Source organism: Bacillus sp. EB V-12 (assembly GCF_056158125.1).
The window spans coordinates 122,323-145,671 of sequence record NZ_JBUXJL010000004.1 but is presented as its reverse complement, the minus strand read 5'-3'; the positions used below and the strand labels follow the sequence as shown (position 1 = coordinate 145,671).

General features: G+C 32.8%; 26 protein-coding genes and 3 pseudogenes. 21 read left to right on the top strand and 8 right to left on the bottom strand.

What is annotated here, in order from left to right:
• Positions 1-173: 173 nt before the first annotated feature.
• Complete coding sequence (locus ACZDYH_RS16000) at positions 174-341, bottom strand: hypothetical protein (protein ID WP_016122667.1); 168 nt, start codon at positions 339-341, stop codon at positions 174-176.
• A 275-nt stretch (positions 342-616) separates the two neighbouring features.
• On the opposite strand from ACZDYH_RS16000, the gene recQ reads away from it, so the two are divergent.
• Positions 617-2,734 carry a DNA helicase RecQ gene (recQ, locus tag ACZDYH_RS15995; RefSeq protein WP_025709485.1) on the top strand — a complete coding sequence of 706 codons (2,118 nt, stop codon included), beginning with the start codon at positions 617-619 and terminating at the stop codon, positions 2,732-2,734.
• 25 nt (positions 2,735-2,759) lie between these two features.
• Positions 2,760-3,140 carry a gamma-glutamylcyclotransferase family protein gene (locus ACZDYH_RS15990; protein ID WP_006920961.1) on the top strand — a complete coding sequence of 127 codons (381 nt, stop codon included), beginning with the start codon at positions 2,760-2,762 and terminating at the stop codon, positions 3,138-3,140.
• 54 nt (positions 3,141-3,194) lie between these two features.
• Here ACZDYH_RS15990 and ACZDYH_RS15985 read toward each other — a convergent pair.
• Positions 3,195-3,509 (bottom strand): annotated as a pseudogene (locus ACZDYH_RS15985) (CPBP family intramembrane glutamate endopeptidase); the annotation flags it as partial.
• Positions 3,510-3,828: 319 nt separating this feature from the next.
• Between ACZDYH_RS15985 and ACZDYH_RS15980 the strand changes: the two are divergent.
• Positions 3,829-5,904: a HelD family protein gene (locus ACZDYH_RS15980; RefSeq protein ID WP_048535473.1), complete on the top strand. Its 2,076-nt coding sequence runs from the start codon at positions 3,829-3,831 to the stop codon at positions 5,902-5,904.
• A gap of 364 nt (positions 5,905-6,268) precedes the next feature.
• On the opposite strand, the gene ACZDYH_RS15975 is transcribed toward ACZDYH_RS15980, so the two are convergent.
• Positions 6,269-6,706 (bottom strand): hypothetical protein, encoded by a 438-nt coding sequence (locus tag ACZDYH_RS15975; protein ID WP_434712132.1) that lies wholly within the window; start codon positions 6,704-6,706, stop codon positions 6,269-6,271.
• Between the two features lie 89 nt (positions 6,707-6,795).
• On the opposite strand from ACZDYH_RS15975, the gene ACZDYH_RS15970 reads away from it, so the two are divergent.
• Positions 6,796-7,740 (top strand): helix-turn-helix transcriptional regulator, encoded by a 945-nt coding sequence (locus ACZDYH_RS15970; protein ID WP_006923931.1) that lies wholly within the window; start codon positions 6,796-6,798, stop codon positions 7,738-7,740.
• Between the two features lie 290 nt (positions 7,741-8,030).
• Here the strand turns inward: ACZDYH_RS15970 and ACZDYH_RS15965 are convergent, their stop codons facing one another.
• Positions 8,031-8,591: a GNAT family N-acetyltransferase gene (locus ACZDYH_RS15965; RefSeq protein ID WP_174402547.1), complete on the bottom strand. Its 561-nt coding sequence runs from the start codon at positions 8,589-8,591 to the stop codon at positions 8,031-8,033.
• Positions 8,592-8,812: 221 nt separating this feature from the next.
• Complete coding sequence (locus ACZDYH_RS15960; protein WP_149215300.1) at positions 8,813-9,541, bottom strand: hypothetical protein; 729 nt, start codon at positions 9,539-9,541, stop codon at positions 8,813-8,815.
• Between the two features lie 92 nt (positions 9,542-9,633).
• Here ACZDYH_RS15960 and ACZDYH_RS15955 point away from each other — a divergent pair.
• The 16 genes and pseudogenes from ACZDYH_RS15955 to ACZDYH_RS15880 form a co-directional block, all read left to right on the top strand.
• Positions 9,634-9,708 (top strand): annotated as a pseudogene (locus ACZDYH_RS15955) (DUF6944 family repetitive protein); the annotation flags it as partial.
• A gap of 746 nt (positions 9,709-10,454) precedes the next feature.
• Entirely contained in the window at positions 10,455-10,802 is a 348-nt protein-coding gene (locus ACZDYH_RS15950; RefSeq protein WP_000380302.1) for a PadR family transcriptional regulator, read from the top strand.
• Positions 10,789-11,790 carry an HAAS signaling domain-containing protein gene (locus ACZDYH_RS15945; protein WP_049108054.1) on the top strand — a complete coding sequence of 334 codons (1,002 nt, stop codon included), beginning with the start codon at positions 10,789-10,791 and terminating at the stop codon, positions 11,788-11,790. Before ACZDYH_RS15950 ends, ACZDYH_RS15945 begins: the two co-directional genes overlap by 14 nt.
• 80 nt (positions 11,791-11,870) lie before the next feature.
• Positions 11,871-12,383: a GNAT family N-acetyltransferase gene (locus ACZDYH_RS15940; protein ID WP_006918666.1), complete on the top strand. Its 513-nt coding sequence runs from the start codon at positions 11,871-11,873 to the stop codon at positions 12,381-12,383.
• Between the two features lie 99 nt (positions 12,384-12,482).
• Positions 12,483-12,647 (top strand): annotated as a pseudogene (locus ACZDYH_RS15935) (serine hydrolase); the annotation flags it as partial.
• Positions 12,644-13,015, top strand: a complete 372-nt coding sequence (locus ACZDYH_RS15930) for a hypothetical protein (protein ID WP_000827993.1) — start codon at positions 12,644-12,646, stop codon at positions 13,013-13,015. The pseudogene ACZDYH_RS15935 and the gene ACZDYH_RS15930, both read left to right, overlap by 4 nt.
• Before the next feature lie 28 nt (positions 13,016-13,043).
• A complete protein-coding gene (locus tag ACZDYH_RS15925) occupies positions 13,044-13,460 on the top strand; it encodes a GNAT family N-acetyltransferase (RefSeq protein WP_000680416.1) in 417 nt (138 codons plus the stop codon).
• A 35-nt stretch (positions 13,461-13,495) separates the two neighbouring features.
• A complete protein-coding gene (locus ACZDYH_RS15920; protein ID WP_000288974.1) occupies positions 13,496-13,900 on the top strand; it encodes a GNAT family N-acetyltransferase in 405 nt (134 codons plus the stop codon).
• A gap of 15 nt (positions 13,901-13,915) precedes the next feature.
• The gene (locus ACZDYH_RS15915; protein ID WP_000994622.1) at positions 13,916-14,269 is read left to right on the top strand and encodes an MmcQ/YjbR family DNA-binding protein; all 354 of its coding nucleotides are present in this window, start codon (positions 13,916-13,918) and stop codon (positions 14,267-14,269) included.
• Positions 14,270-14,290: 21 nt separating this feature from the next.
• Positions 14,291-14,998, top strand: coding sequence for a class I SAM-dependent methyltransferase (locus tag ACZDYH_RS15910; protein ID WP_000655256.1), 708 nt, complete (start codon positions 14,291-14,293; stop codon positions 14,996-14,998).
• A 65-nt stretch (positions 14,999-15,063) separates the two neighbouring features.
• Positions 15,064-15,450, top strand: a complete 387-nt coding sequence (locus tag ACZDYH_RS15905) for a ribosomal maturation YjgA family protein (protein ID WP_102956044.1) — start codon at positions 15,064-15,066, stop codon at positions 15,448-15,450.
• Between the two features lie 24 nt (positions 15,451-15,474).
• Entirely contained in the window at positions 15,475-16,404 is a 930-nt protein-coding gene (locus ACZDYH_RS15900) for a phosphotransferase enzyme family protein (protein ID WP_048535461.1), read from the top strand.
• Complete coding sequence (locus ACZDYH_RS15895) at positions 16,401-16,904, top strand: DNA topology modulation protein (protein WP_016122657.1); 504 nt, start codon at positions 16,401-16,403, stop codon at positions 16,902-16,904. The genes ACZDYH_RS15900 and ACZDYH_RS15895 overlap by 4 nt, the downstream gene beginning before the upstream one ends.
• Positions 16,905-17,065: 161 nt before the next feature.
• Entirely contained in the window at positions 17,066-17,746 is a 681-nt protein-coding gene (locus ACZDYH_RS15890) for a formylglycine-generating enzyme family protein (protein ID WP_139849340.1), read from the top strand.
• Between the two features lie 92 nt (positions 17,747-17,838).
• Complete coding sequence (locus ACZDYH_RS15885; RefSeq protein WP_016122656.1) at positions 17,839-19,032, top strand: macrolide family glycosyltransferase; 1,194 nt, start codon at positions 17,839-17,841, stop codon at positions 19,030-19,032.
• Between the two features lie 441 nt (positions 19,033-19,473).
• Positions 19,474-20,841 (top strand): lytic polysaccharide monooxygenase, encoded by a 1,368-nt coding sequence (locus ACZDYH_RS15880; protein WP_001065145.1) that lies wholly within the window; start codon positions 19,474-19,476, stop codon positions 20,839-20,841.
• A 125-nt stretch (positions 20,842-20,966) separates the two neighbouring features.
• Here the strand turns inward: ACZDYH_RS15880 and ACZDYH_RS15875 are convergent, their stop codons facing one another.
• From ACZDYH_RS15875 to ACZDYH_RS15865, 3 genes are all read right to left on the bottom strand, one after another.
• Complete coding sequence (locus ACZDYH_RS15875; protein WP_001190865.1) at positions 20,967-21,401, bottom strand: GNAT family N-acetyltransferase; 435 nt, start codon at positions 21,399-21,401, stop codon at positions 20,967-20,969.
• A gap of 111 nt (positions 21,402-21,512) precedes the next feature.
• Positions 21,513-22,175: a ribose 5-phosphate isomerase A gene (rpiA, locus tag ACZDYH_RS15870; RefSeq protein ID WP_001049991.1), complete on the bottom strand. Its 663-nt coding sequence runs from the start codon at positions 22,173-22,175 to the stop codon at positions 21,513-21,515.
• A 4-nt stretch (positions 22,176-22,179) separates the two neighbouring features.
• Positions 22,180-22,500: a 2Fe-2S iron-sulfur cluster-binding protein gene (locus tag ACZDYH_RS15865; protein WP_061113039.1), complete on the bottom strand. Its 321-nt coding sequence runs from the start codon at positions 22,498-22,500 to the stop codon at positions 22,180-22,182.
• A gap of 142 nt (positions 22,501-22,642) precedes the next feature.
• Here ACZDYH_RS15865 and ACZDYH_RS15860 point away from each other — a divergent pair, with 142 nt between their 5' ends.
• Positions 22,643-23,329 carry an RNA polymerase subunit sigma-70 gene (locus tag ACZDYH_RS15860; RefSeq protein ID WP_049108049.1) on the top strand — a complete coding sequence of 229 codons (687 nt, stop codon included), beginning with the start codon at positions 22,643-22,645 and terminating at the stop codon, positions 23,327-23,329.
• Positions 23,330-23,349 lie beyond the last annotated feature (20 nt).

Genomic DNA, 23,349 nt, shown 5'->3' with positions numbered 1-23,349 from the left:
GAGATCGAGGTACACAGAAGTATGTAATCATGAAAAAGACCTGCTAATATAAGCAGGTCAACTTAAGGGGTTTATCCAACAGATTATTATATATGGTAACAACTGAATTGTAGTAAGTCTATACATTTAATATTGAGAAAAATTTTGTGAATGATATATTTTTTGCGCATATATTAACGTCTAAAAAGTTGAGAAAGAAAATTAAAAAGCTTTTTATAAGAGAATAATGGCTGATACTTATAGTATGATTCATATTTCCACGCATCATTATTAGAGAATTGGAGTTTTTGTGTTTTCGTTTTCGTTTTCGCCGTGATGGAACTCATATTACGATGCTTCATATAGTAACCTCCTGAATTTATATGTATACGATTAGTAGTATTCAAGAAAGGGAAATAAAATGAACGTTTAAATTGAAACTCTTTCTTCTTGTGTACTGGATTTATATTATAAATGTTGTAAAACATATAAAATAATGATGCTAGTTAGTATTAAATAAGTGGAGAAACATAGAATAATGAAAAAACAATAAGCATCTAATCATCCCTTTCAAGTCGCATAAGTGATTGTTATAATAGAAGTAGATGAAAGATAAAGAAAAGCAGGTGACTCTTTTTTGTTTACTAAAGCACAAGAACTTTTAGCGTCCTACTTTGGTTATTCTTCGTTTCGAAGAGGACAAGATGAAACAATTAAAAACGTATTAGATGGGAAAGATACGGTTTGTATTATGCCAACGGGTGGCGGTAAGTCGATTTGTTATCAAATTCCGGCATTAGTATTTGAAGGAACGACGTTGGTTATATCACCTTTAATATCACTTATGAAGGATCAAGTAGATACATTGGTACAGAATGGCATTTCAGCTACATATATTAATAGTTCTATTTCTATTGCTGAAGCAAATCAGCGAATTCAATTAGCGAAACAAGGACATTACAAATTACTTTATGTCGCGCCTGAGCGTCTTGATTCGATGGAGTTTGTTGACCAACTTATCGATATGAAAATCCCTATGATTGCGATTGATGAAGCACACTGTATTTCACAGTGGGGACATGATTTCCGTCCAAGTTATTTACATATACATCGCATATTAGATTATCTTCCAGAAAAGCCGCTTGTATTAGCATTAACAGCAACAGCAACACCGCAAGTACGTGATGATATTTGTAATACACTTGAAATTAATCAAGAAAATACAATTATGACAACGTTTGAGCGTGAGAACTTATCGTTTTCTGTTATTAAAGGGCAAGATCGAAATGCATATTTGGCGGATTATATTCGTCAAAATCAAAAGGAATCTGGGATTATATATGCAGCTACTAGAAAAGTAGTCGATCAGTTATATGAAGATTTAATGAAGGCAGGAGTTTCTGTATCAAAATATCACGCTGGTATGAGTGATATTGATCGAAATGAGCAACAAGAACTCTTTTTACGAGATGAAGTAAGTGTAATGGTAGCAACATCTGCATTCGGGATGGGTATTGATAAATCGAATATTCGTTACGTAATTCATTATCAGCTTCCAAAAAATATGGAAAGTTACTATCAAGAAGCAGGACGTGCTGGTCGTGACGGATTAGATAGTACATGTATATTGTTATATTCTTCTCAAGATGTACAAGTACAGCGTTTTTTAATTGATCAATCAACTGGAGAATCACGTTTTTCAAATGAACTTGAAAAATTGCAAAATATGACCGATTACTGTCATACAGAACAATGTTTACAATCATTCATTTTGCAATACTTTGGAGAAGAACCGAAAGAAGATTGTGGACGCTGTGGTAATTGTACAGACAATCGCGAGAGCATCGATGTGACAAGGGAATCACAAATGGTTTTATCATGCATGATTAGAACGAACCAACGCTTTGGAAAGCAAATGATAGCGCAAGTATTAACTGGGTCGAAGAATAAGAAAGTTATTGAATTTAATTTTCATACTTTACCAACGTATGGGCTTTTATCGAACCGTAGTGTAAAAGAGGTCAGTGAGTTTATCGAGTTTTTAATTTCAGACGAGTTAATTGCAGTTGAACATGGCACTTATCCGACGTTAAAAGTAACTGAAAAAGGGAAAGAAGTATTACTTGGTAAAGAGAATGTTTTACGAAAAGAACGAGTAGAGACAAGACAAATTGTTCAAGACCATCCTTTATTTGAAGTGCTTCGTGAAGTACGTAAAGAAATTGCACAAGGAGAAGGTGTACCTCCGTTCGTTATTTTCTCTGACCAAACATTAAAAGATATGTGTGTGAAAATGCCGCAAAGTGATTCCGAATTGTTGACGGTAAAAGGTATCGGAGAACACAAACTTGTGAAATATGGTTCGCACTTCTTACAAGCAGTTCAGCATTTTATTGAGGAAAATCCAAATTATGCTGAAACGATTAAGACAGAAGTAGTTTCAGAGCGTAAAAAGTCAGGAAAAGCGTCCGCAAATTCTCATTTAGAAACGTATGAAATGTATAAACAAGGTATTGATTTGAATGAGATTGCAAAAGAACGTAACTTATCAAGACAAACAATCGAAAACCATTTAATTCGCTGCTATGAGGATGGAATGGAAGTAGATTGGCACAGCTTTGTTCCAGCAGAGTATGAATCTCTTATTGAAACTGCCGTTCAAAATGCAGATGGTGGTCTGAAATCTATTAAAGAACAGCTTCCGAATGAAGTGAGTTACTTTATGATTCGTGCTTATTTACAAATAAGAAAGTAGAGGCATATAAAGGGGATAAGAATTTATGTATCATGTTTTCGTTTATGGCACGTTAAGAAGAGGACAAACGAATGCTCATTATATGCTAGGTGCAACATGTATCACAGACAGAGCTTGGACATATGGAAAATTATTTGATACGAACGAAGGATATCCGGCCATGACTTATTCGATTGAAGAACAGGTGTATGGAGAAGTTTATGTAGTAAATGATGAGATATTGTGTAAGTTAGATGAACTAGAAGAATATAGAGGCAATGCGGAGACTGATTTATATGATCGAATCACGCAAACAGTATATGTTGCTGATGGGGAAATTGAGGCATATGTGTATATCGCTCAGGATAAAAAGATGTTAAAGAAAGTGATAGACTCTGGTGACTGGCTTATGTATCAAAAAATATAATAAGGTAGTTTTAAAAATTGGAAAGCAGATAATGACGAATTCATTATCTGCTTTTTATTGTGTGAATAATTGTCGTTCTCTTTTTATTCTTATAGTTCTTAGTACGGTTCCAATTCCGAGAAATAAAACAGTAGCAGCGACCCCGCTAGTAGGATTTAACCAAAAATCACTACTGTTTGTAAGAGTAATAATCCCTGTTATTGTAACTAAAACAGTAGGAACAGCATCCTCGATCGTATGCATGATAATACATGGCCAGACGGATTTTGTAAGTCTATATATTTCAATATACATAATTGACCAACAAACCATAAGGATACAGCCAGATAGAAGCATATTTAATCTTGAGATAGATTCAAAATATTCATTTGAAGAGCCTCCTTTACTTTTATTTATCCTACTATTTATGGGCAGTAAAACGCCCATTGATTAAAGTCTTTAATTTTTACAATGTTTTTTAATAGATAAATTAAATAGGAGACAAATAGAAAGAAGTATCTTTTACATGCATCACTATACTATATGTGTATGTGTGTGATTTAGATGTTGCATATTCTTTTTAAATTAGAAAGATGAAAAGTAAGTTTTTTCGGAAAATTTAAATGGAAACTATTGACTTTATGATTGGATTTTTAATACAATGATACTTCGACTGAAAAATTAGAACGGACAGGAGGGAATCGTCGAAATGAGCAACATATTTGAAGATGAGTTACAAAAAATGAAGGATACTTTACATACGATGGATGAGCAATTGGATAGGCTTGAAAAAATCCCGGTTTATTATGGAGAAGATTTTAAAGAGCAAATTCTTGAAAGTATGAGGGAGTCTAATAGACAAAACTTACGTATTGGTGTGCAAGAGCCGTACTTTGGAAGGTTAGATTTTCAGGAAGATGGAAAAGAAGAAGTTATGCCGATTTATATCGGAAAAGTAGGGGTTTCGGATATGGACACGATGAAGCCAATCATTATTGATTGGCGAGCGCCTGTCGCAAGTATGTTTTATTCATTTACCGGTGGAGAAGAATTAGCATTTTATCAATCACCAGATGGGTTAGTAGAAGGTGATGTGTATTTAAAACGAAACATTTCCATTCGAAAAAGAGAACTTGAACGTGTTGTTGATACATATGTAAAAGGAAATGAAGATGTATCACATGCCGATGATTTTCTTCTATATCGATTAGGTGAGAATAAAGATAATAAGCTAAAGGATATTGTTTCAACGATTCAATCGGAACAAAATGATATTATTCGAGCGGAAAGAAATTTACCATTACTTATTCAAGGGGTTGCAGGGAGTGGAAAGACAACAATTGCTTTACATCGCCTTGCTTTTTTAATTTATGAATATCGTGAACAACTAGAAGCAGAAAGAATGATCGTATTTGCACCGAATAGTCTGTTTTTAGACTATATTTCGAGTGTACTTCCTGAATTAGGTGTAGGGAATATTAGTCAAACAACGTTTCCAGATTGGGCATTACGTACGTTAGATGATTCAGTGAAACTAAAGCAGACAGAAAAAAAATTGAAAGAAGCATTTTCAATTAATCGTGATGAAAAGAAGGTAATGCTAGGTAAATTAAAGGGTACGTTGGAATTTAAGACGTTTATTGAAGAGAGAATGATCCAATTTGAAAATGAGTTAGTTCCGACAAAAGATTTTGAGGCGTGGGATAGAGCGATTATTCCATTAGAAGATGTTAAAAAATGGATGCAAGTTGAATATAAACATTATCCTTTACAGAAAAGAAGAGAACGATTAGTAGGACGAATGAAGCGCTGGATTGAAATTGAACTTAAAAAATTCGGGGAAACAAACGAGAAAAAATTACTAAAAAAAGAAGCGACTAAGAGACTGAACGCATATATGAAGTTTTGGCCGAAAATGAGTGCTCTTTCACTGTATAGTTCAATAGTAAAAAGTAAAGAAATACTTGAGGTATTACCTGAAGAACTTGTTAAAGAAACAGAAAAGAGTTGTCGTAAAAAAGAAGTGTGTGTAGAAGATTTACCAGCTTTAATATACATACATCATCGTATAACAGGGATCGAAATCGGGCAGAAGTTTCATCACGTTGTTATTGATGAAGCGCAAGATTTTTCGCCTTTCCAAGTTTATGTATTAAAAGAAATTACATTAGGTAATTCTTTCACTATATTAGGTGATTTATCGCAAGCGATTTATGATTACCAAGGAATTGAAGATTGGAATGCTTTTAAGGAAGTATTCCAAGAAACCGGTTATTATGAATTGACAAGAAGTTATCGTTCTACAAAAGAAATTATTGAATTTGCAAATGAAATAATTAAAAATGCAGAAATCCCAGTAGGACTCGCAACACCAGTCTTCCGCAGTGGAGAAGATGTGAAAGTAATTCATGCAGAAAATCAATTTACTGAAATTGTGAAGACGGTAAAACATTTGCAAAATGCAGATGTGAAAACAATTGCGGTAATCGGAAGAACAGAAGATGAATGCCGTGATATATATGTGAAATTAACAAATGCAGGATTAACGGTAAACGTAATTGAAGCAAACCAAAGTAAATATGAAGGTGGTATATCAGTAGTACCTGTCTATTTAGCGAAAGGTTTAGAATTTGATGCGGTGCTTTTAATTGATGTGGATGAAGAACATTACAAAAACACAAAACATGATGCAAAGTTACTATATGTCGGATGTACGAGATCACTTCATGACTTATGGATTTTCCATGGTGGGGAAGCGTCACCTTTAATTAAAGGATTAAAATAAAGTAAAACTATAATCAGTGGGGAGTTTTACTGCAAGCTAATGTGGGATACATATAAAAAGAGGATTTTCTAGTACTGTATGAAGATCCTCTTTTTTATATTAAAATGGTAGACGTGTAAAATGACAATAAAGTTATTTAATTTTCGATTCTGTAGTGCTTTAAGAAAAAAATGTACTTTTTAATAGACTACATGCTGCTAATTTAAGTCTTTAATTTATAGCTGTAGAAATAAATAATAATGAATAAAGATAATGATTAATATATAATTTAATGAGAACAAATGTACATTTATTTTTAAATGTGAGTTCTAAAAAATAAAAGCCTTTTCTCAATATCGAGAAAGTAGGTTCTTTAGCATACACTTTATTTTTCACATTCACAATCATCTAAATAATATACAACAAATATTTCCCGATCTTCGTCTATTTCTGATGCACATCTTTTTAATGGTCTCGCCTGTAGAGAAGGATTAAAAATTAAAAGATGAGGTAGTAAGTCAGAAGTACTTTCTTTCTCAAGAACATGAAGCACCTCTCTTTGCGATGGTTCATATTCATATTTTCGGTATTCAACACATCTAAAGTTGTATTTCTTTGATTGAGTTAGGTAAGTTGTTTCTTCCTTCAACTTTTTAAGTTTAATTCTCACTACATCATCAACCCAAGAGCCTATATTCTCGTAAACTACACCATTACTTACAATGTAATCAGTTATTAATCTCGCAGATATCTCTTCATTTTTTAAGTTTTTACGTGAAAATAATACTTCTTTCGTTTCAGTAATATATTCGATGGTATTCATTTTTGCATTAGCCTCCTTCACTTAGTTTAAAATTAGCTTATACTATAAATAAGACAGATTTTGTCATATTTTATGAAAAAGGTGATTAAATGTCTAAAACTAAACGCATCATTAGAATCATGCTGGCATTAAACAATAATAATTCCATTACTGCAAAGGAACTTGCTAAATCCGAAGGAGTCTCAGAGAGAACAATCCTCCGAGATATACAGGAGCTAAGTGAAATTTACTTTCCAGTCTATTCAGAAAGAGGTAGAAATGGAGGATTTAGTACACTAAAAAATAAAATGATCCCTCCTATTTGGTTTAGTGAGGATGAAATAATAGCTTTATTTTTTGCAATAGATGCCATGCAATATGTTGGCGCCACTCCTTTTTCTACTTCATATAATGTAATTTTAAATAAATTGTTCAATATGATTCCTCAGGAAACTTCCGATGCAATTGAGAATACTAGAGACAAAATCTTGATGTGGCAACCAAATATTAAAGTAGATAAAAGGGTCCTAAGAAACCTTTATGATGCATCTGTAGAAGAGAAAACTGTTAATATCTTATATGAAACAACTGAAGATGAAATCTATAGAGAGATAGAACCTATGGGCTTATACGTATATAACGGGTATTGGTATTGTCCCGCTTACTGTAGAATGAGAAGAGGCATAAGGCTTTTCAGAGTAGATCGAATAAAAAAAACAATTATTAATTCTACTTCTCATTCCACTAATGTCCATTCGAATGTTAAAGAATGGCTGTATTCTGAGTGTGAATCTAATCTCATAAAGCTCGAAGTGAGTTTAAGCAAAGAAGGAAAAAGAAAAGCTGAGAGCATATCATGGTTAAGAGATAATATGGAATACAATTCAGATGGAACCGCGAAAATAACAAAGAATATTAACCCTTCAGAAGAGTGGTTTTATGTTGAACTACTTTGGAATATTGGACAAGAAGCAGAAATAATAGAACCTGATTGTATAAAAAATAAGCTTATTGAAAGGGCAAAATCAGTGATAACGAAATATAATGACTTTTAGCTTAATTTACATTTAATTTTATACTACTAGAAAGGATCACTGCATAGATAATTGTTCCTTTATTCAACTAAAGGGTGCGATTGTGGCATAAAATAGATAAAAAATAATCAAACTTTATTTCAAATCCACAACGGATGATGGTCCTATTATCAACGAATGGTATCTATCTTCCTAAGTCTAGTAAAACGCCATAATCCCCTACTCGTGGTTTAGAAAGTAGGGGGGTATTTTTTGTAAAAGATTTATCCTTTTTATCAAAGCACTACACTACATTTGAATAATGTTCAATTTTAAACGAATAAAGCCATTAATATTAAATCTTGATAGCCACCATCCAATTTTACACCCTTTGCTTTTTTACCCTCTTCAAAGAAGCCTAGATTCTTATATAACTGGATTGCACCTAGATTATCTTCCATTACCTCAAGACAAACTTTTTCAATCTTACTGTTATTTTTAGCCCAATTGATTAACGTTTCTAGAAGAGCTCTTCCAATACCATAATTTCGATATTCGGGTAGTATGGTCATCGCAAAAGCCCCTTGATGACTAATTTTTTCTTTGTTTCCATTCTTAAAATCTATTGTACCGACTAACTTACCATCAACTTCAGCAATAAACTGTACATAATTTGGATTTTCATGATAAGCTTTTAACGTTTTTTGAATAGCATCGATACGCACCTTTTTTACATCCTCAACCGTACTTAGCATGTATGGAGCGTTTATTAAAGCTTTTGAAGCAGAATCTAGTATTCTTTCTGCATCCCGTTCTTTAGCTTCTCTAATTATTATTGTTTTTCCATCCTTAGATTTATAAGTAAAAACATTAGTTGATAAGATACTACACACACCCTTTCGGAATATAATTAGTTGAATTTTTTAACTATCGTGCAATTATTAAGTAAGAAAAAGTCGTATCACCTTTTTCTGCAATCGCTCTACTTCAACTTAATGACGATTATTTCAAATATTTTTAATTTTTACAAGGATTTATTCCGTTATATAGCCCGATTGTTGAATAACATGACTGGCGTTTTTTAAACAACTTTATTATCTCTGTACACGATGAATTAACGACTTGAGCTGTTGTTTAAATGATATACGATGCTTTTTTCTAATTCCTTAGTTTGTTCTTTTTCCCATATACGAACAGCATCTACTGGAATTTGTGTATGTTTTAACCAATCTAGAATAAGGTGTAGTTGTTCTTGTATTTGCCCAATGTTTTGCTCCTTTATGTTCTTATTCTGAATTCTATCAATTAATTGCAGCATATAGGGAAGTTTTTCTATACATTCGCCTAAATCCCCGCAATAACCTGACGGTAATTCATGTGTACCAAAATCTAAAGTATTGATGTAATTAGAAACTAGGTATATCATGGCTTCTTGTTCGGTATCACCACCTAATTCAATCGCTTTTCGAAGGGATTTTTCTAAATCGTCTTCTTTATTGCTAGAGTCCATATAAATTCCTATCCATCTAAAAGGTCTTGAATCAAATGGGGTGTTTTCTGTCCATCTATATAGAATGTCAATTAGAAAACTATTTAGTGAGAAAGTTAACACCTCATCTTTTTCGTTTGATGCATCTAAAATAGTAAACAGTGAAATGGCAAACTCCTCTTGATCTTTTGATTCCCATTTCTTTGCATTTGTAATAAATGTCTCTAAATGTTTATAAGCTAATTTTCGAAGTCCCGCTTCGCGATGCTGACAGTAACAAATAAAATCATGCCAATGCTCAGTTGTATTCATATGTATAATAATAGTTTGTAATGCAGTGAGAGGTTTATCCATTATAAGTCCCCAATCTATTAAGCACGTGTTGAAAATTTAGTGTTATTATATCATTACATAAATTAAAGTGGGAAGAATTTAAGGTGGATTTTATTGGTCACGGGATCCAATCGATTGGTAATGTAGCGGTTCTAACAGGACTCATTATTGACTTTGAAGATGAAACGTAAAAAAGTTATTATATTTATCTAAATATTAAGAGAATACAAGGAATTTATTTATTTAATTTTTAGAAAAAATAGACTATAACATTAATAAATGGTATAATTTCCTTGTTATTGGAATTAAAAAGAAAATATTTGAAGAAAAAGGATAGGGTTGGTTTTAATGGGGGATTCTGATCACAAAGAAACAAAGGCAATATTAAAGTTATGGTTTATTTATATACCACTTGCATTTGGAGAGTTTGTCTTTTCGAATATCATAGATTATTTAAAAAAATAAAGATTTTGCATTTGAAAAACAATTAACCTAATTTAATTGTTTTTTTTCTCTAATAAACCAAACAAAAATAAAGATTTTGAACAAGATGAAGTTTATGAAGGAAATAACGTTGATTAGGTGCTGAAAACGGTGTGAAATCAACAGTGCCTAAAGAATAAAACAGGAATCATTCAACCATGATAATTTTCCGTTTTATTAGCTTCCTATAGTGAGATGTTATGTTCACATCATATGTATACGATAGTTGTCACTTAATATAGCATTACTGGAACTTCAAAATTAGTAGTTAAGGTTGTTACCTTATAGAGTGTTATATATAACTTAGCTAAAAAAGCACAAATCATATAATTTGCGCTTTTCATTATCTGTTTTTGGTAAAAAATTATAGTTTTTGTCACACTAATACTGTACGATACATAGTATAAAACACATACTGTATGACATATAGTAATGAAAATGAGGTGAGTGAATGGATACTTTATTAAACTCGTTAATTACTGAGTTAAGAAGAGGGACATTAACGTTAGCTGTTTTAAGTCAATTAAGAACGCCGCAGTACGGATATTCACTTGTCCAGTTATTGGAGCAATCAGGGGTTACAATTGATCAAAGTACTTTATATCCACTACTTCGCCGATTAGAAAAGCAGGAATTAGTGACGAGTAGTTGGGATAAAACGGAGAGTAGACCTCGTAAGTATTATGTTTTAAGTGATTATGGATTAGAAATATTTTTGCAGTTGAAAAAAGAATGGATAAAAGATTCGAAAGAACTTTATAACTTATTAAAGGAGGAGGAAGGGAATGAATTTAATTGATCTCTATATCCAAGAGGTTGCGAAGAGATTACCTGAAAAAAATCGTGAAGATATTACACTTGAACTAAGGTCAACTATAGAGGATATGTTACCTGAAGATTATAGTGAGGAAGATGTAAAGAGCGTTCTCAAAAAATTGGGGAGTCCGGTTTCATTGGCTAATGGTTATTTGGATAGACCGATGCATTTAATTGGACCACGTTATTTTGATGTATATACAACGTTGTTAAAAATGATTATACCAATCGCAGCTGTCATTGCACTCATATCAATGGTTGCAGAAAATTTTATAGGCTATAGTGGTGATCAAGCGGTATTAAATGTTATTTTGCAATTGATAGGTAAAGGCATTGGGGAAATTTTTGAAGTGGGCCTCCATGTATTTTTCTGGTTAACACTTGTGTTTGTTATTTTAGAAAGAACAGATAAAGACAAAGGTATCGAGCCGTTGACGACAAGTTTAAAAAAATGGACACCAGATGATTTGAAAAACATCTCGTATATCCCAAAGAAAAAAGCAATCTCGAAGTTTGAAGTTTTTGCAGGTTTAATGTGGACAGCAGTTTGGGCTACACTTTACTTTTATGCGAATCATCTTGTTGGCGTATATAACGGTACGGCAAATGGACTGAAGTTTGTTTCGCCAACTTTTAATCAAGATGTTTTATTGCAGTACTGGCCAATCGTTATAATTATGATCGTTTTTGAAATATGTATATCCCTTTATAAATTGGTGCAGGGACAATGGACTCAAAGATTGGCGATTGGGAATGCTATTCTTCAAATAGCTGGGACGATAGTATTCATTGTAATTGTAGTAAATCCACATGTATTTAACGCAGGGTTTATTACGTATTTGGCAAATGCATTTACTATTTCCCCAGAGGGATTTAAAACGTGGCTCATTGGGGGAGGAATTTTCTTCTACACATTATCTGCTGCAATAAATATATTTGATGGTTTCCGAAAAGCTAGTATTCGTATGTAGATAAAAATCGGAAATTTCGATAAAATAAAACTATTAAAAAGATAGTGAAATAAGATGAACATGATGAAAGGAAGAAAACAATGATAAGGGAAGCAACGAAAAGAGATTTAGCATACATTTTAGATATTTATAACGATGCGATACTTTATACAACAGCTGTATATGCGTATAAACCTGTAACCCTTGAAAATAGAATAGATTGGTATGAACAAAAAAAGGCTGAAGGGTATCCAATTTTCGTATGTGAATTAGATAATAAAGTAGTAGGATTTGCGACATTCGGCCCATTTAGAGCGTGGCCTGCTTATAAATATTCAGTTGAACATTCTGTGTATGTAGATAAGGCATATAGAAAAAATGGCATTGGGTCTTCATTAATGAAAGAATTAATCAAAATTGCAAAGGAAAGAGAGTATATGACCTTAATTGCTGGAATTGATGCAGAGAATGAGAAAAGTATTGCCTTGCATCAAAAATATGGATTTGTTCATGCAGGAACAATAAAACAAGCTGGTTATAAGTTTAATAAATGGCTAGATTTAGCTTTTTATCAGCTGGAACTTAACGGTCCTGAAAATCCTATAGAAGAATAAATATTTTTCGGTAGCAAGAAAAAATTCATGCTACCTTTTTCTTATTTAAATAGCTGATATGAGCTGCCGAAAAGTTTTTTTATATTCGATATTGAATTTATTGGTATAATAGGAATGTTTAACGAATTTCCGCTTCTTTATGTGATGGGGGGAAAAGATTTACCGAATCGACGTGAAAATAAAGAGGTAGATGAAGCTTTTGCAGCAGTTTTAAAGTACATATACAAAGAATATAGTGAAAGCATGCTAGGAGTGAGCGATTGAAAAGAAACTTAAAGACTTCAACAATCATTATTTTAATTTTAACGATTATTGCTCTTGAAGTTGGAATCGCACTATATGATCACAATTTGTCATTAGATACAATTTACTTTGCAGCGATCCTTATTTGTATTGTATTGCTTTTTGGCACACGTGTTTCTGAAGAGAAAGAAAGTACATCGAAACGAGGACGAAGAAAAATAGCTGTTATATTTTGGCCATCTATTTTATTGTCTATCGCTTGTTTTGCAGTTATAAGTTACATAAGGGTAGGCTATGTCTCTGTACCAGGGATAATTGGCTTTTCATGCTTTGTTACATATGGTGGATTCGTTTTGATTAGTATTTTAAAGGGGAAAAACAAAATGTAGCTTACTAAGTTGAAAGGAAGCAATGTATATGAAACATATAGAGAACGGTACACGTATTGAAGGAGAATACATTAAAAATAAAGTTATTCAATATAATATGTCCATCTTAACAGATGAAGTAAAACAGCCGATGGAAGAAGTAAGCCTCGTAGTAAAAAATGAAGAAGGAAAAATATTTGGTGGTGTAACAGGTACGATGTATTTTTATCATCTTCATATCGACTTTTTATGGGTTGATAAATCAGTTCGTCATGACGGTTATGGTAGCCAACTTTTACATAAAATTGAAGAAATTGCGAAGGAAAAAGAGTGCAGATTAATATTGCTAGATTCATTTAGTTTTCAAGCGCCAGAATTTTATAAAAAGCACGGTTACAGGGAGTATGGTGTCGTTGAAGATCATCCGAAAGGTCATAGTCAGCACTTTTTTGAAAAGAGATTATAATAGTATTATGTATACTGGTTGATGGGAGAAAGCATATGTACACGTATAAATTGCAACAAGAACAACCAATCTGTGCAGAAAAAATAAAGAAGCTTTATGATTCTGTCGGTTGGTGGCCAGAAAGAAAAGAAGTCGATATTGAAAAAATGTTAAAGAATAGTATAGGCATTGGAGTATGGGAAGAAAATGAATTAGTTGGATTTGCTAGAGTCGTTTCTGATGGTGTTTTTCGAGCATACATTGAAGATGTTGTCGTACATGAGAGTGTAAGAAATAAAGGTATTGGAGAGAAAATGCTTACAATATTACTTCGAGAAATATCTCATATTGATATTGTTAGTCTATTTTGCGGTGAGAAGCTAATAAAGTTTTACGGTGAGCAGCAATTTCAAGCAACGAAGCAAATTGTGATGCATCGTAATCAAACAGGGAAAGAATAAGAGGTGCCAATTAAAATGAATGCAACAAGAGCGTACTGTTTATCGAAAAGAAAAGCGACAGAAGATTCTCCAGATGGCTGGAGTGCAACATGTATGAGGCTTAATAATAAAATATTTGCGATAGTAAATCATGAAGAAGGTGAAAAGGCTGCGATTACATTGAAGTGTGATCCAGAAGTCGCATTAAGAATAAGAGAAGATTATCCAGAAACAATTATTCCAGGGTATCATATGAATAAAAAACATTGGAATACCGTTTATATTCATAAGGGTATAGAGCAGGAGCAAATTAATAAAATGATTGATTGGTCGTATGATTTAGTACTACAATCATTTTCAAAGAAAAAGCAGCAGGAGTTAATGGATTAATATGTATTAGGAGTGTGTGTAATGAAAGATTCGATTAAAGATACGTATGATAAATTAGCGAGTACATATAAAGAAAATCTAGATTTCGCAAATCCATATAACAGTTATTATGAAAGACCGGCGATGATGGAGCTTATTCCAAAGGAACTAGAAGGAAAAAAGATATTAGATGCTGGATGTGCAGCTGGATGGTATACTTCTCAATTCATAGGAAGAGGAGCAAATGTTACAGCAATTGATGTAAGTCCTGAAATGGTAAAAGCAGCAAAAGAAAATATAGGAGAAGAAGCGACGTTCCTTTGTCATGATCTGCAAGAAACATTGCCATTTGAAGATAATACGTATGATGTGATTGTAAGTTCATTAACTCTTCATTATATAGAAAATTGGAATCAAGTATTTCAAGAATTTCGTCGTGTATTGAAGCCAGGTGGAGAACTTATTTATTCTATTCATCATCCTTTTATGGATTTCACAAAGTTTCCATGTGAAAATTATTTTGAAAAACAGTTATTAATAGATACTTGGGTTAAACCGAATATTACTATTGAAGTCAAGTTTTTTAGAAGATCATTACAAGACATACTAAATGAAACTACAAATTATTTTGTATTAGAAGAGATAGTGGAACCGAAGGCAATTGAAAAAATGAAAGAAGTAAGCGAAAAATCATATCATTATTTAAATATGAATCCACATTTTCTTATCATAAAAGCAATCAATAAATAGCTAGTAAAATAACTTTGTTTTACTAGCTATTTACAGTTTTACATTACATATTAGGAGACTTTAAAATGAATACGAAACGAAATAGAGTAGTATATGCACTATTTACTATAGTTGTTATTATTTTAGGTCTTAGCTTAAGAAAGTTTGCTTTTGCACTACCACATCTATTAAATGATTATTTAGGTGATGCATTATGGGCATTAATGATTTTCACTGGCTTTGGATTTTTGTTTCCTAAAACAGAGACGAAGAAGTTGGCTTTTACTAGTTTAATGTTTTGCTACGGGATTGAAGCGAGCCAATTGTATCATGCGGAATGGATAGATAGCATTCGTGCAACGACTTTGGGCGGACTCGTGTTGGGATACGGTTTTTTGTGGAGTGATGTAGTGGCTTATACAATTGGTGTTGGAGTGGGAATACTGTGTGAGGTTATTTTTCGGAAGAAATAAGAATTGTAAAAGGGGTATTTGTAAATGGAACAAGCAATGGAAATTGCAAAGCTTTGGTTTCGAAATGAACATGTCACAGCTACTGTAATGCAACCAAAAGTAGCGAAGGTTTTATGCAAGAATAAAGAGTACATTTTAAAGAGAACGGGATCGATAAAGCAACTTCTAGTTGAATTCGATGTTTTGAAGCAACTGTATGAAAAGGGAATTAAAGTACAGAAAGTAGTAAAGACAGAAAATGATGAACAATATGTATTATATAAAGAAAAATATTATTGCTTATATGAGTATGTTGCCGGAAGTGTTTTAGAAATAAAAGATACGAATAAGCTGGAAAGGCTAGCAAGTACAATTGGAGAAGAAATAGCTAATCTGCACAAAGCATTACATTCGGTGAATAGTGACCATGAGTTAATAAAAAGAGATTTATATAAGATAGTATTTGAATGGGCTATACCGATTTTAGAAAAGAACGAGCATGCTCATCGAGAGGTAATTCAAAAGATGGAGCGAATGCACACAGCTTTCAAGGAAACGGTCCATCCATTACCGAGACAAATTATTCATCGTGATATGCATCTATCAAATGTAATCTTTAAAGATGATAAACTGGAAGGGTTTATAGATTTCGAGATTTTAGAAAATAATGTAAAAATATTTGATTTATGTTATTGCTGTACAAGTGTATTAAGCGAGCTATTTAGTGATGAAAGATTAAGAGAAAAATGGTTACATATCGTTAGCAAAGTCTTTGAAGGTTATTATAAACAAAATGATTTAACGAAAGAAGAACTAAAAGCTATTTGGTATGTTATGCTTTCAATTCAAATTATCTTTATTGCTTATTTTGTCCAGTTACCAGATTTATTAAAGTTAAATGAAGAAATGTTCTTCTGGATTTTTGCTAAGAAGGAAGATATTGAAGAAATTATAGAAGGTATCGTAAAGGTATGAAAAAAATAATATTAATTGGTTCTGGCGGTTCAGGAAAATCCACATTAGCAAGGCAGTTAGGAAATAAATTAAATATTAAGGTGCATCATCTTGATGCATTATTTTGGAAACCGAATTGGGAAGGTGTTCCGAGAGAAGAACAAATAGCAGTTCAAAATAACTTAATTAAAGATGAGAAGTGGATTATTGATGGGAATTATGGCGGGACGATGGGTATCAGACTGAATGCAGCTGATACAATTATCTTCCTTGATATGCATAGAACAATTTGTATTTATCGTGCTTTTAAAAGAATTGTAAAATACCGGAATAAAACAAGACCAGATATGGGCGCGGGATGTGAAGAAAGATTTGATTTGCAATTCTTTAAATGGATATGGGAATATCCTAATACTAAACGACCTACAATTTTAAAAGGGTTAGAGCAATTGTCCGAAGAGAAAAAGGTTATTGTTTTAAAATCTCCAAATGAGGTTCGGAAATTTTTAGAGCACATATAATAATAGAATGTGACACAACAATTCTTTTTGGATCTTACCGATTAGTTTAATTAAACTAATCGTTTTTTATTATGAAAAATTTAACGCTTTTTGAAAATTGTATTTTGTAATGAGTATATGACTATAAGTTCATATAAAATGAACGTTTGGAGGAATAGAAAATGACTAATGATTTAATTCAAACAATCGATTCATTAATGGTAAATATTCCAGTTGGAGAGGTAGTATTAAGAGATGATCGAATAAAAAAAGAATGGATAGTGCAAATTCAACCATTTTTTCTTGCAAAGTATGCTGTAACAATGGAACTATATGATGCTATTACAAATAGTACATTAAATAATTTTGATAAAAATCATAAACCAGTTGTCAATATTTCATGGAACGATGCCATTGCGTTTTGTAATGTACTTTCAAAAAAAGTGGGATTAAAAGAATATTATTCTATTAGTGATGATAGTCAAATTGTGAAATGTAATTTAGATTCAAATGGCTACCGATTACCATCTGAGGCAGAGTGGCAATATGCATGTAAAGCAAGTACAACCGGATATACATACGGGAAACTCCATGATATAGCGTGGTATAATGAAAATTCAAATGGAGAGATTCATGAAGTTGGCCAAAAAGAACCGAATGCATGGGGGCTTTATGATATGCTAGGGAACGTTTGGGAATGGTGTTATGATTTGTATGATGAAACAGTGTACGGATCATACCGCATTTTTCGTGGTGGTAGTTGGGCTGAAACAGCGAGAGGATGCGGCGCTACTTGTCGTCGTCGAAGCCATCCTACATTTCATATAGATGATCTCGGTTTTAGACTTGCTAGGTCAATTTAGTAGGAACATGTTACGAACAGCTAGGAAAAGAGTATGGAGAGAATCCGTACTCTTGCCAACATAGAAACGATTTAACGTAAGGAGTGTTTATTATGGCGCGTGTTTTATTTATTAACGCTGGATCAGAAGGACATATAAATCCAACTTTACAAGTTGTAGAAGAATTGATTTCTCGTGGTGAAGAGGTCGTTTATTTTTCAATAGAAGCTTTCAGGGAGCGGATTGAGAAGACAGGTGCTACTGTACGAACGATTGATGATCAAAAATTTATAAAAGCGTTTCTATCTGGAGGCAGAAATTATTTGCAGGAGAGAATAAATGGCCTTCTACATACAGCGGATATTGTCATACCTAGCGTTCTAGAACAAATTGAAGGTGAACATTTTGATTACATAATTCATGATTCTATGTTTGGCTGTGGCCATTTAATTGCTCAAATCCTTAAACTTCCAGCCATAAATTCATGCACATCTTTTGCGCAGGATGAAAAATCCTTTGAGCAAATGTTAGGTCATCTATCAAAAAATATCTCAGTAGAAATTTATGATAAAATACAGAATGATTTTCAAAACTTAACGAAGGGAATTGCTGAAAAATATGGTGTTGAAATAAAATCATCGTATGAAGTTTTCTGTAATCCTGCACCCCTTACTATTGTATATACAATTAAGGAGTTCCAGCCTTTTGGTGATACGTTTGATGAAACATATAAATTTGTAGGACCATCTATCTCTGCACAAATGAAAAACAGAGACGTTGATTTTACTTCAATTGAAGAAAAAAGTCCGATTTATATTTCATTAGGTACTGTTTTTAATGAAGCGATTGACTTTTATAAACTGTGTATGAAGGCCTTTGAGAATAGTGAGCATACAATTGTTATGTCTATTGGTAGTAAAACAAAAATAAGTGATCTAGGCGAAATTCCTAAAAACTTCATTGTGAAAAACTATGTACCCCAAACTGAGCTGCTTACATATACGAAACTATTTATTACACACGGCGGGATGAACAGTGCGCATGAAGGACTGTATAACGGGATTCCGCTCGTTGTAATACCGCAAAGTGCAGATCAGCCAGTAGTCGCAAAGCAAGTGGAGAGTCTTGGAGCAGGAATAAAATTACAAATGCAAGGATTAACTGCGGATCAACTAAGTGAAAGTGTAGAAATGGTATTAAATAATCCGTCATTTAAAGAAGTCGCTTTGAATTTGAAGAAATCTTTCCAAAAATCAGGTGGATATAAGGAAGCTGTTGATGAAATTTTTATATTTGTAGGTCAGTGAAAAAATGAAATTATACATTAGAAAAGCATCTAAATAGGATGCTTTTTATTTAACTTTATAATTCTTATTTTTAATATTTAGTATGGTTAAAACTAAGGCACTGAGAGATATAAGTATAAGAATAAAAGTTAACTAGTTAAATGTATTGTCAATTATGAAGTAAAGATGATAGATAAATATATTCAAATTTTATTTTAAAATGTTAGGACTTAGTTTTACATGTTAGTAATAATTTCACTGTTTCTGCACAACTTCTGCACATACTCAGGTAATTTCTATGTCATGATATATTCATAAAGTGAAATATTTCACAAGGAAAATATAATTTCACTGCGGTGTATGCATAATTAACACATACATCGGTACAAGTTTGTCTCTTGTTATTCTTTTACATCAAAGCCCACATTCCACTACAAAGTATAACAAGAAGGAGACATGAACATGAATAATCGATTTTTAAAACAACTACAAAATATGAAAATGAACAAAAAAAGTTTAGGAGCTGTAGCATTAACAGCTGGAATTATTAGTACGACACTTATTCCTCAAAATGCTTATGCGCACGGTTTTGTTGAAAAGCCTGGTAGCCGATCTGCTTTATGTAGTCCAACTTATGGTGCGCTAAATGTAAACTGTGGAAGTGTTATGTATGAACCACAAAGTTTAGAAGCTCCAAAAGGGTTCCCACAAGGTGGTCCAGTAGATGGACAAATTGCTTCAGCAGGCGGAAAATTTGGTGGTATTTTAGATCAACAAACAGCAAATCGTTGGTTTAAAAATACAATCACTGGTGGGGAAAATACATTTACTTGGAAGTATACTGCGCCTCACTTAACGAGTAAGTGGCATTACTATATTACTAAAAAAGGATGGAATCCAAATAAAGCGCTAACAAGAGCAGATTTTGAACCAATTGGAACAGTACAACATGATGGTTCTGCAGCTTCAAATAATTTAACTCATAAAATCAATGTACCTACTGATCGTAGTGGATATCATGTGATTTTAGCAGTATGGGATGTAGCTGATACAGCAAATGCATTCTATAATGTAATTGATGTTAATCTTATTAATGATGTGAAACCAGACATAGAAGCGCCAAGTATTCCAAATGGACTTCAGACGCAAAAAGTAACAGCGAATAGTGTAGAACTAACATGGAACGCTTCTACGGATAATGTAGGGGTAAAAGGATATCAAATCTTCCGTAACGGAGAGATGATTGATACAGTACTAGGCACTCATTTTATTGATAAGAAATTACAACCAAGTACAGAATACTCTTATACTGTAAAAGCAATTGACGCAGCTGGAAATGTATCGAAAGAAAGTGCAGCGCTTACAGTAAAAACGACAGTTGAGACTCCTGATACAGAAGCACCAACACAACCAAAAGGATTACATAGTATGGGAACGACAGCGTCAAGTGTGGATTTAATGTGGAGTCCATCTGACGATAATATTGGTGTAGACCATTATGATATTTATAGAGAAACAGAAGGGGCAATGAAAAAGATTGCAACATCCAATACAACTTCTTATTTGGATAAAAATCTGCTCGCTAATACTACTTATAAATATGTAGTGAAAGCTGTTGATGTAGCTGGAAATGAATCCGTACAGAGTGATATATTCACAATTACTACAAAAACTGAAAACGCTTCATATGAAGCGTGGGATGCAAAAAAAGCATATAAAAAGGGAGATAGAGTTCTGCACGAAGGAAAAGTATATGAAGCAGTCCAGAGTTATCAAGGAAATGGTGATCCAAACTGGATTTATGCATTATCATTATGGAAAACAGTGTAAGCTTTACTTAGGTATGAACTAAGAGATGATGGGCTTTGATGCAAAAGGGAATCTTGAGAATTCACTTTTCTATTAATAAAAAAAGGTAGTGTATGAATACATAAGATTCATACACTACCTTTTTATTATGATAATACTTTCGTCATAAGTATATGTGGAATGCCATCTTCCATAAATATATCAGAAGAAGTTTGATAACCTAGTTTTGTATAAAATCCTTCAGCTTGTGTTTGACCGTGTAGTTTCACTTTTGTAACTTGTTTGTTACGAGCAAGTTCTTCTAACGTTTGAATGATGACTTTACCTAATCCGTATGTACGATAATCTTTTAAAATACAAATACGTTCTAATTTTCCGACACCATCAACAAATCGTATACGCCCTGTGCCTACAGGAAGCTCATGATAATAAACTAAAATATGTTTACATTGCTCTCCGATTTCATCGAATGTATCAAATTCATCTGCAAGAGGGACACCTTGTTCTTTTACAAATACTTCTTTTCGAATATGAAAGGCAGTTTCTAAATCAGCAAGTTCTGTTATAAGTTTGGATTGCAAAATGTTCAGTCCTTTCTAATGTAATCAGCTTGTGTTTTCATAGTATATCATAATAAAGCGCTATAAAGAGAAGAACATACTAAAAAGCCAACTTTAAAAAGTTAGCTTTTATTACAATTCCTTTATCCCATTTTTAGCGCCGATAATTACTTTACTCGTCATACTTATAAATAACCCTGTTTCAACTACACCAGTAATCATTTTTAATTGAGTGTGTAAATGGGCAGGATTAGAAATATGATTAGGGAATATACAATCGATAATCATGTTATTGTTATCGGTTATATAGGTTTCATTGTTTTTCAAACGTAATGTTGTTTGACATCCTAAAGACTGAATTTTATTTTCGGTTTGTTTCCATGAAAAAGGGATGATTTCAATAGGTAATGGAAAAGTACCTAAATGTGTTACAAGTTTCGATTCATCAGCAATGATAATTAGTTTTTTAGAGGAAGAGGCAACGATTTTTTCACGAAGTAATGCACCGCCACCGCCTTTTATAAGTTGTAAATTTGAATCAATTTCATCCGCTCCATCAATTGTAAGATCAAGACTTTGTACGTCGTTTAACGAAATTAGGGGGATATTTAGTTGCTGTGCTAATGCTTCAGTTTCCTTTGATGTTGGTACAGCTTGAAATGATAATCCTTCTTTTACACGCTCACCTAATTTTTGTATTGTCCAATATACAGTAGAACCTGTACCAAGCCCAATTTTCATGCCATCGTTTACAAAGTTAGCAGCATATTCGCCAGCGAGCTGTTTTAAATTCATCGCTTTACTCCGCCGGACGTGGCCCAGCATCAAGACCTGAATTTTCAACTGTAAGTACCGGACGAACGACTATATCTTTATGTACACGCATTTGACAAGATAATCGTAAATGATCTTCAATTCCTTTTTCCGTCATTGCATGTTTCTCATTCGTACTCGCTTCACAGAAATCACCTGCTAGTATTTCTACTCTACAAGTTGTGCAACGTGCATTCCCGCCGCAACGATGAAGAATGTTGACACCGCTATCTTCAATTGCTAATACTAACTTTGTTCCTTCTTTCACATCAAAAGTTCCCGCACCTTCAATTGTTAATTTTGGCAAATTTGTTCCTCCTCACGTAAAATTGTACATAACATATTTATGACCGCGAATTATTGAACATAAACATTATTTTTTTATATCCCCGTAACTTTTTTTAATGTTGAATCGTTTATTAAGTAAGCGCTGAAAAGGAGTGGTTATTTTGTGCACAAAAGTAACTCATGTTTTAAAGAACCATATCGATATGAATCATTCAAATATAAACTTTTTAATTGAACAATATGGAGAGTTAAAAAGATACTGTACTTTTTTAACGAAAAACAAATGGGATGGGGAAGATCTCGCCCAAGAAACAGTGTGTAAAGTGCTTCAAAAATATAGAAATAAAGATATTTGTATGACACTCGTCTATAAAATAGCAAGAAATCGTTGGTTAGATCAGATGAAGTCTAAGTCTGTTCATGAAAAAATAAGAGAACAAATCACTTTTGAAGAACCACATGAGAACATTGCAGATTTGCATGAAATGGTAGGGAAAGTATTGTCTTCATTAAATGTACAGCAATCCGCAATTTTATTATTAAAAGATGTTTTTCAATATAGTATCGCTGATATTGCTAAAGTGTGTTTTGTATCAGAAGGTGCAGTAAAGGCTTCTTTATTTCGAAGTAGAAATAGGCTGAAAACTGTAAGTGAAGAAGGGATTGAGATAGTCGAATTCACAGAGGATATTGAAGTTGTTGTAACATCTATTCGTGAGGAAAGACCAGAATTGTTAACGAAACTTCTTCCGACAATAGATTTTACTAAGTTACCATCTAAACAGCCAGTGTTATTATTTAATGTGAAAAACCCTTCTTCCTACAGTTGTATGCTTTGCGCAGCATAACAAGTATTGGAGGAATTTAA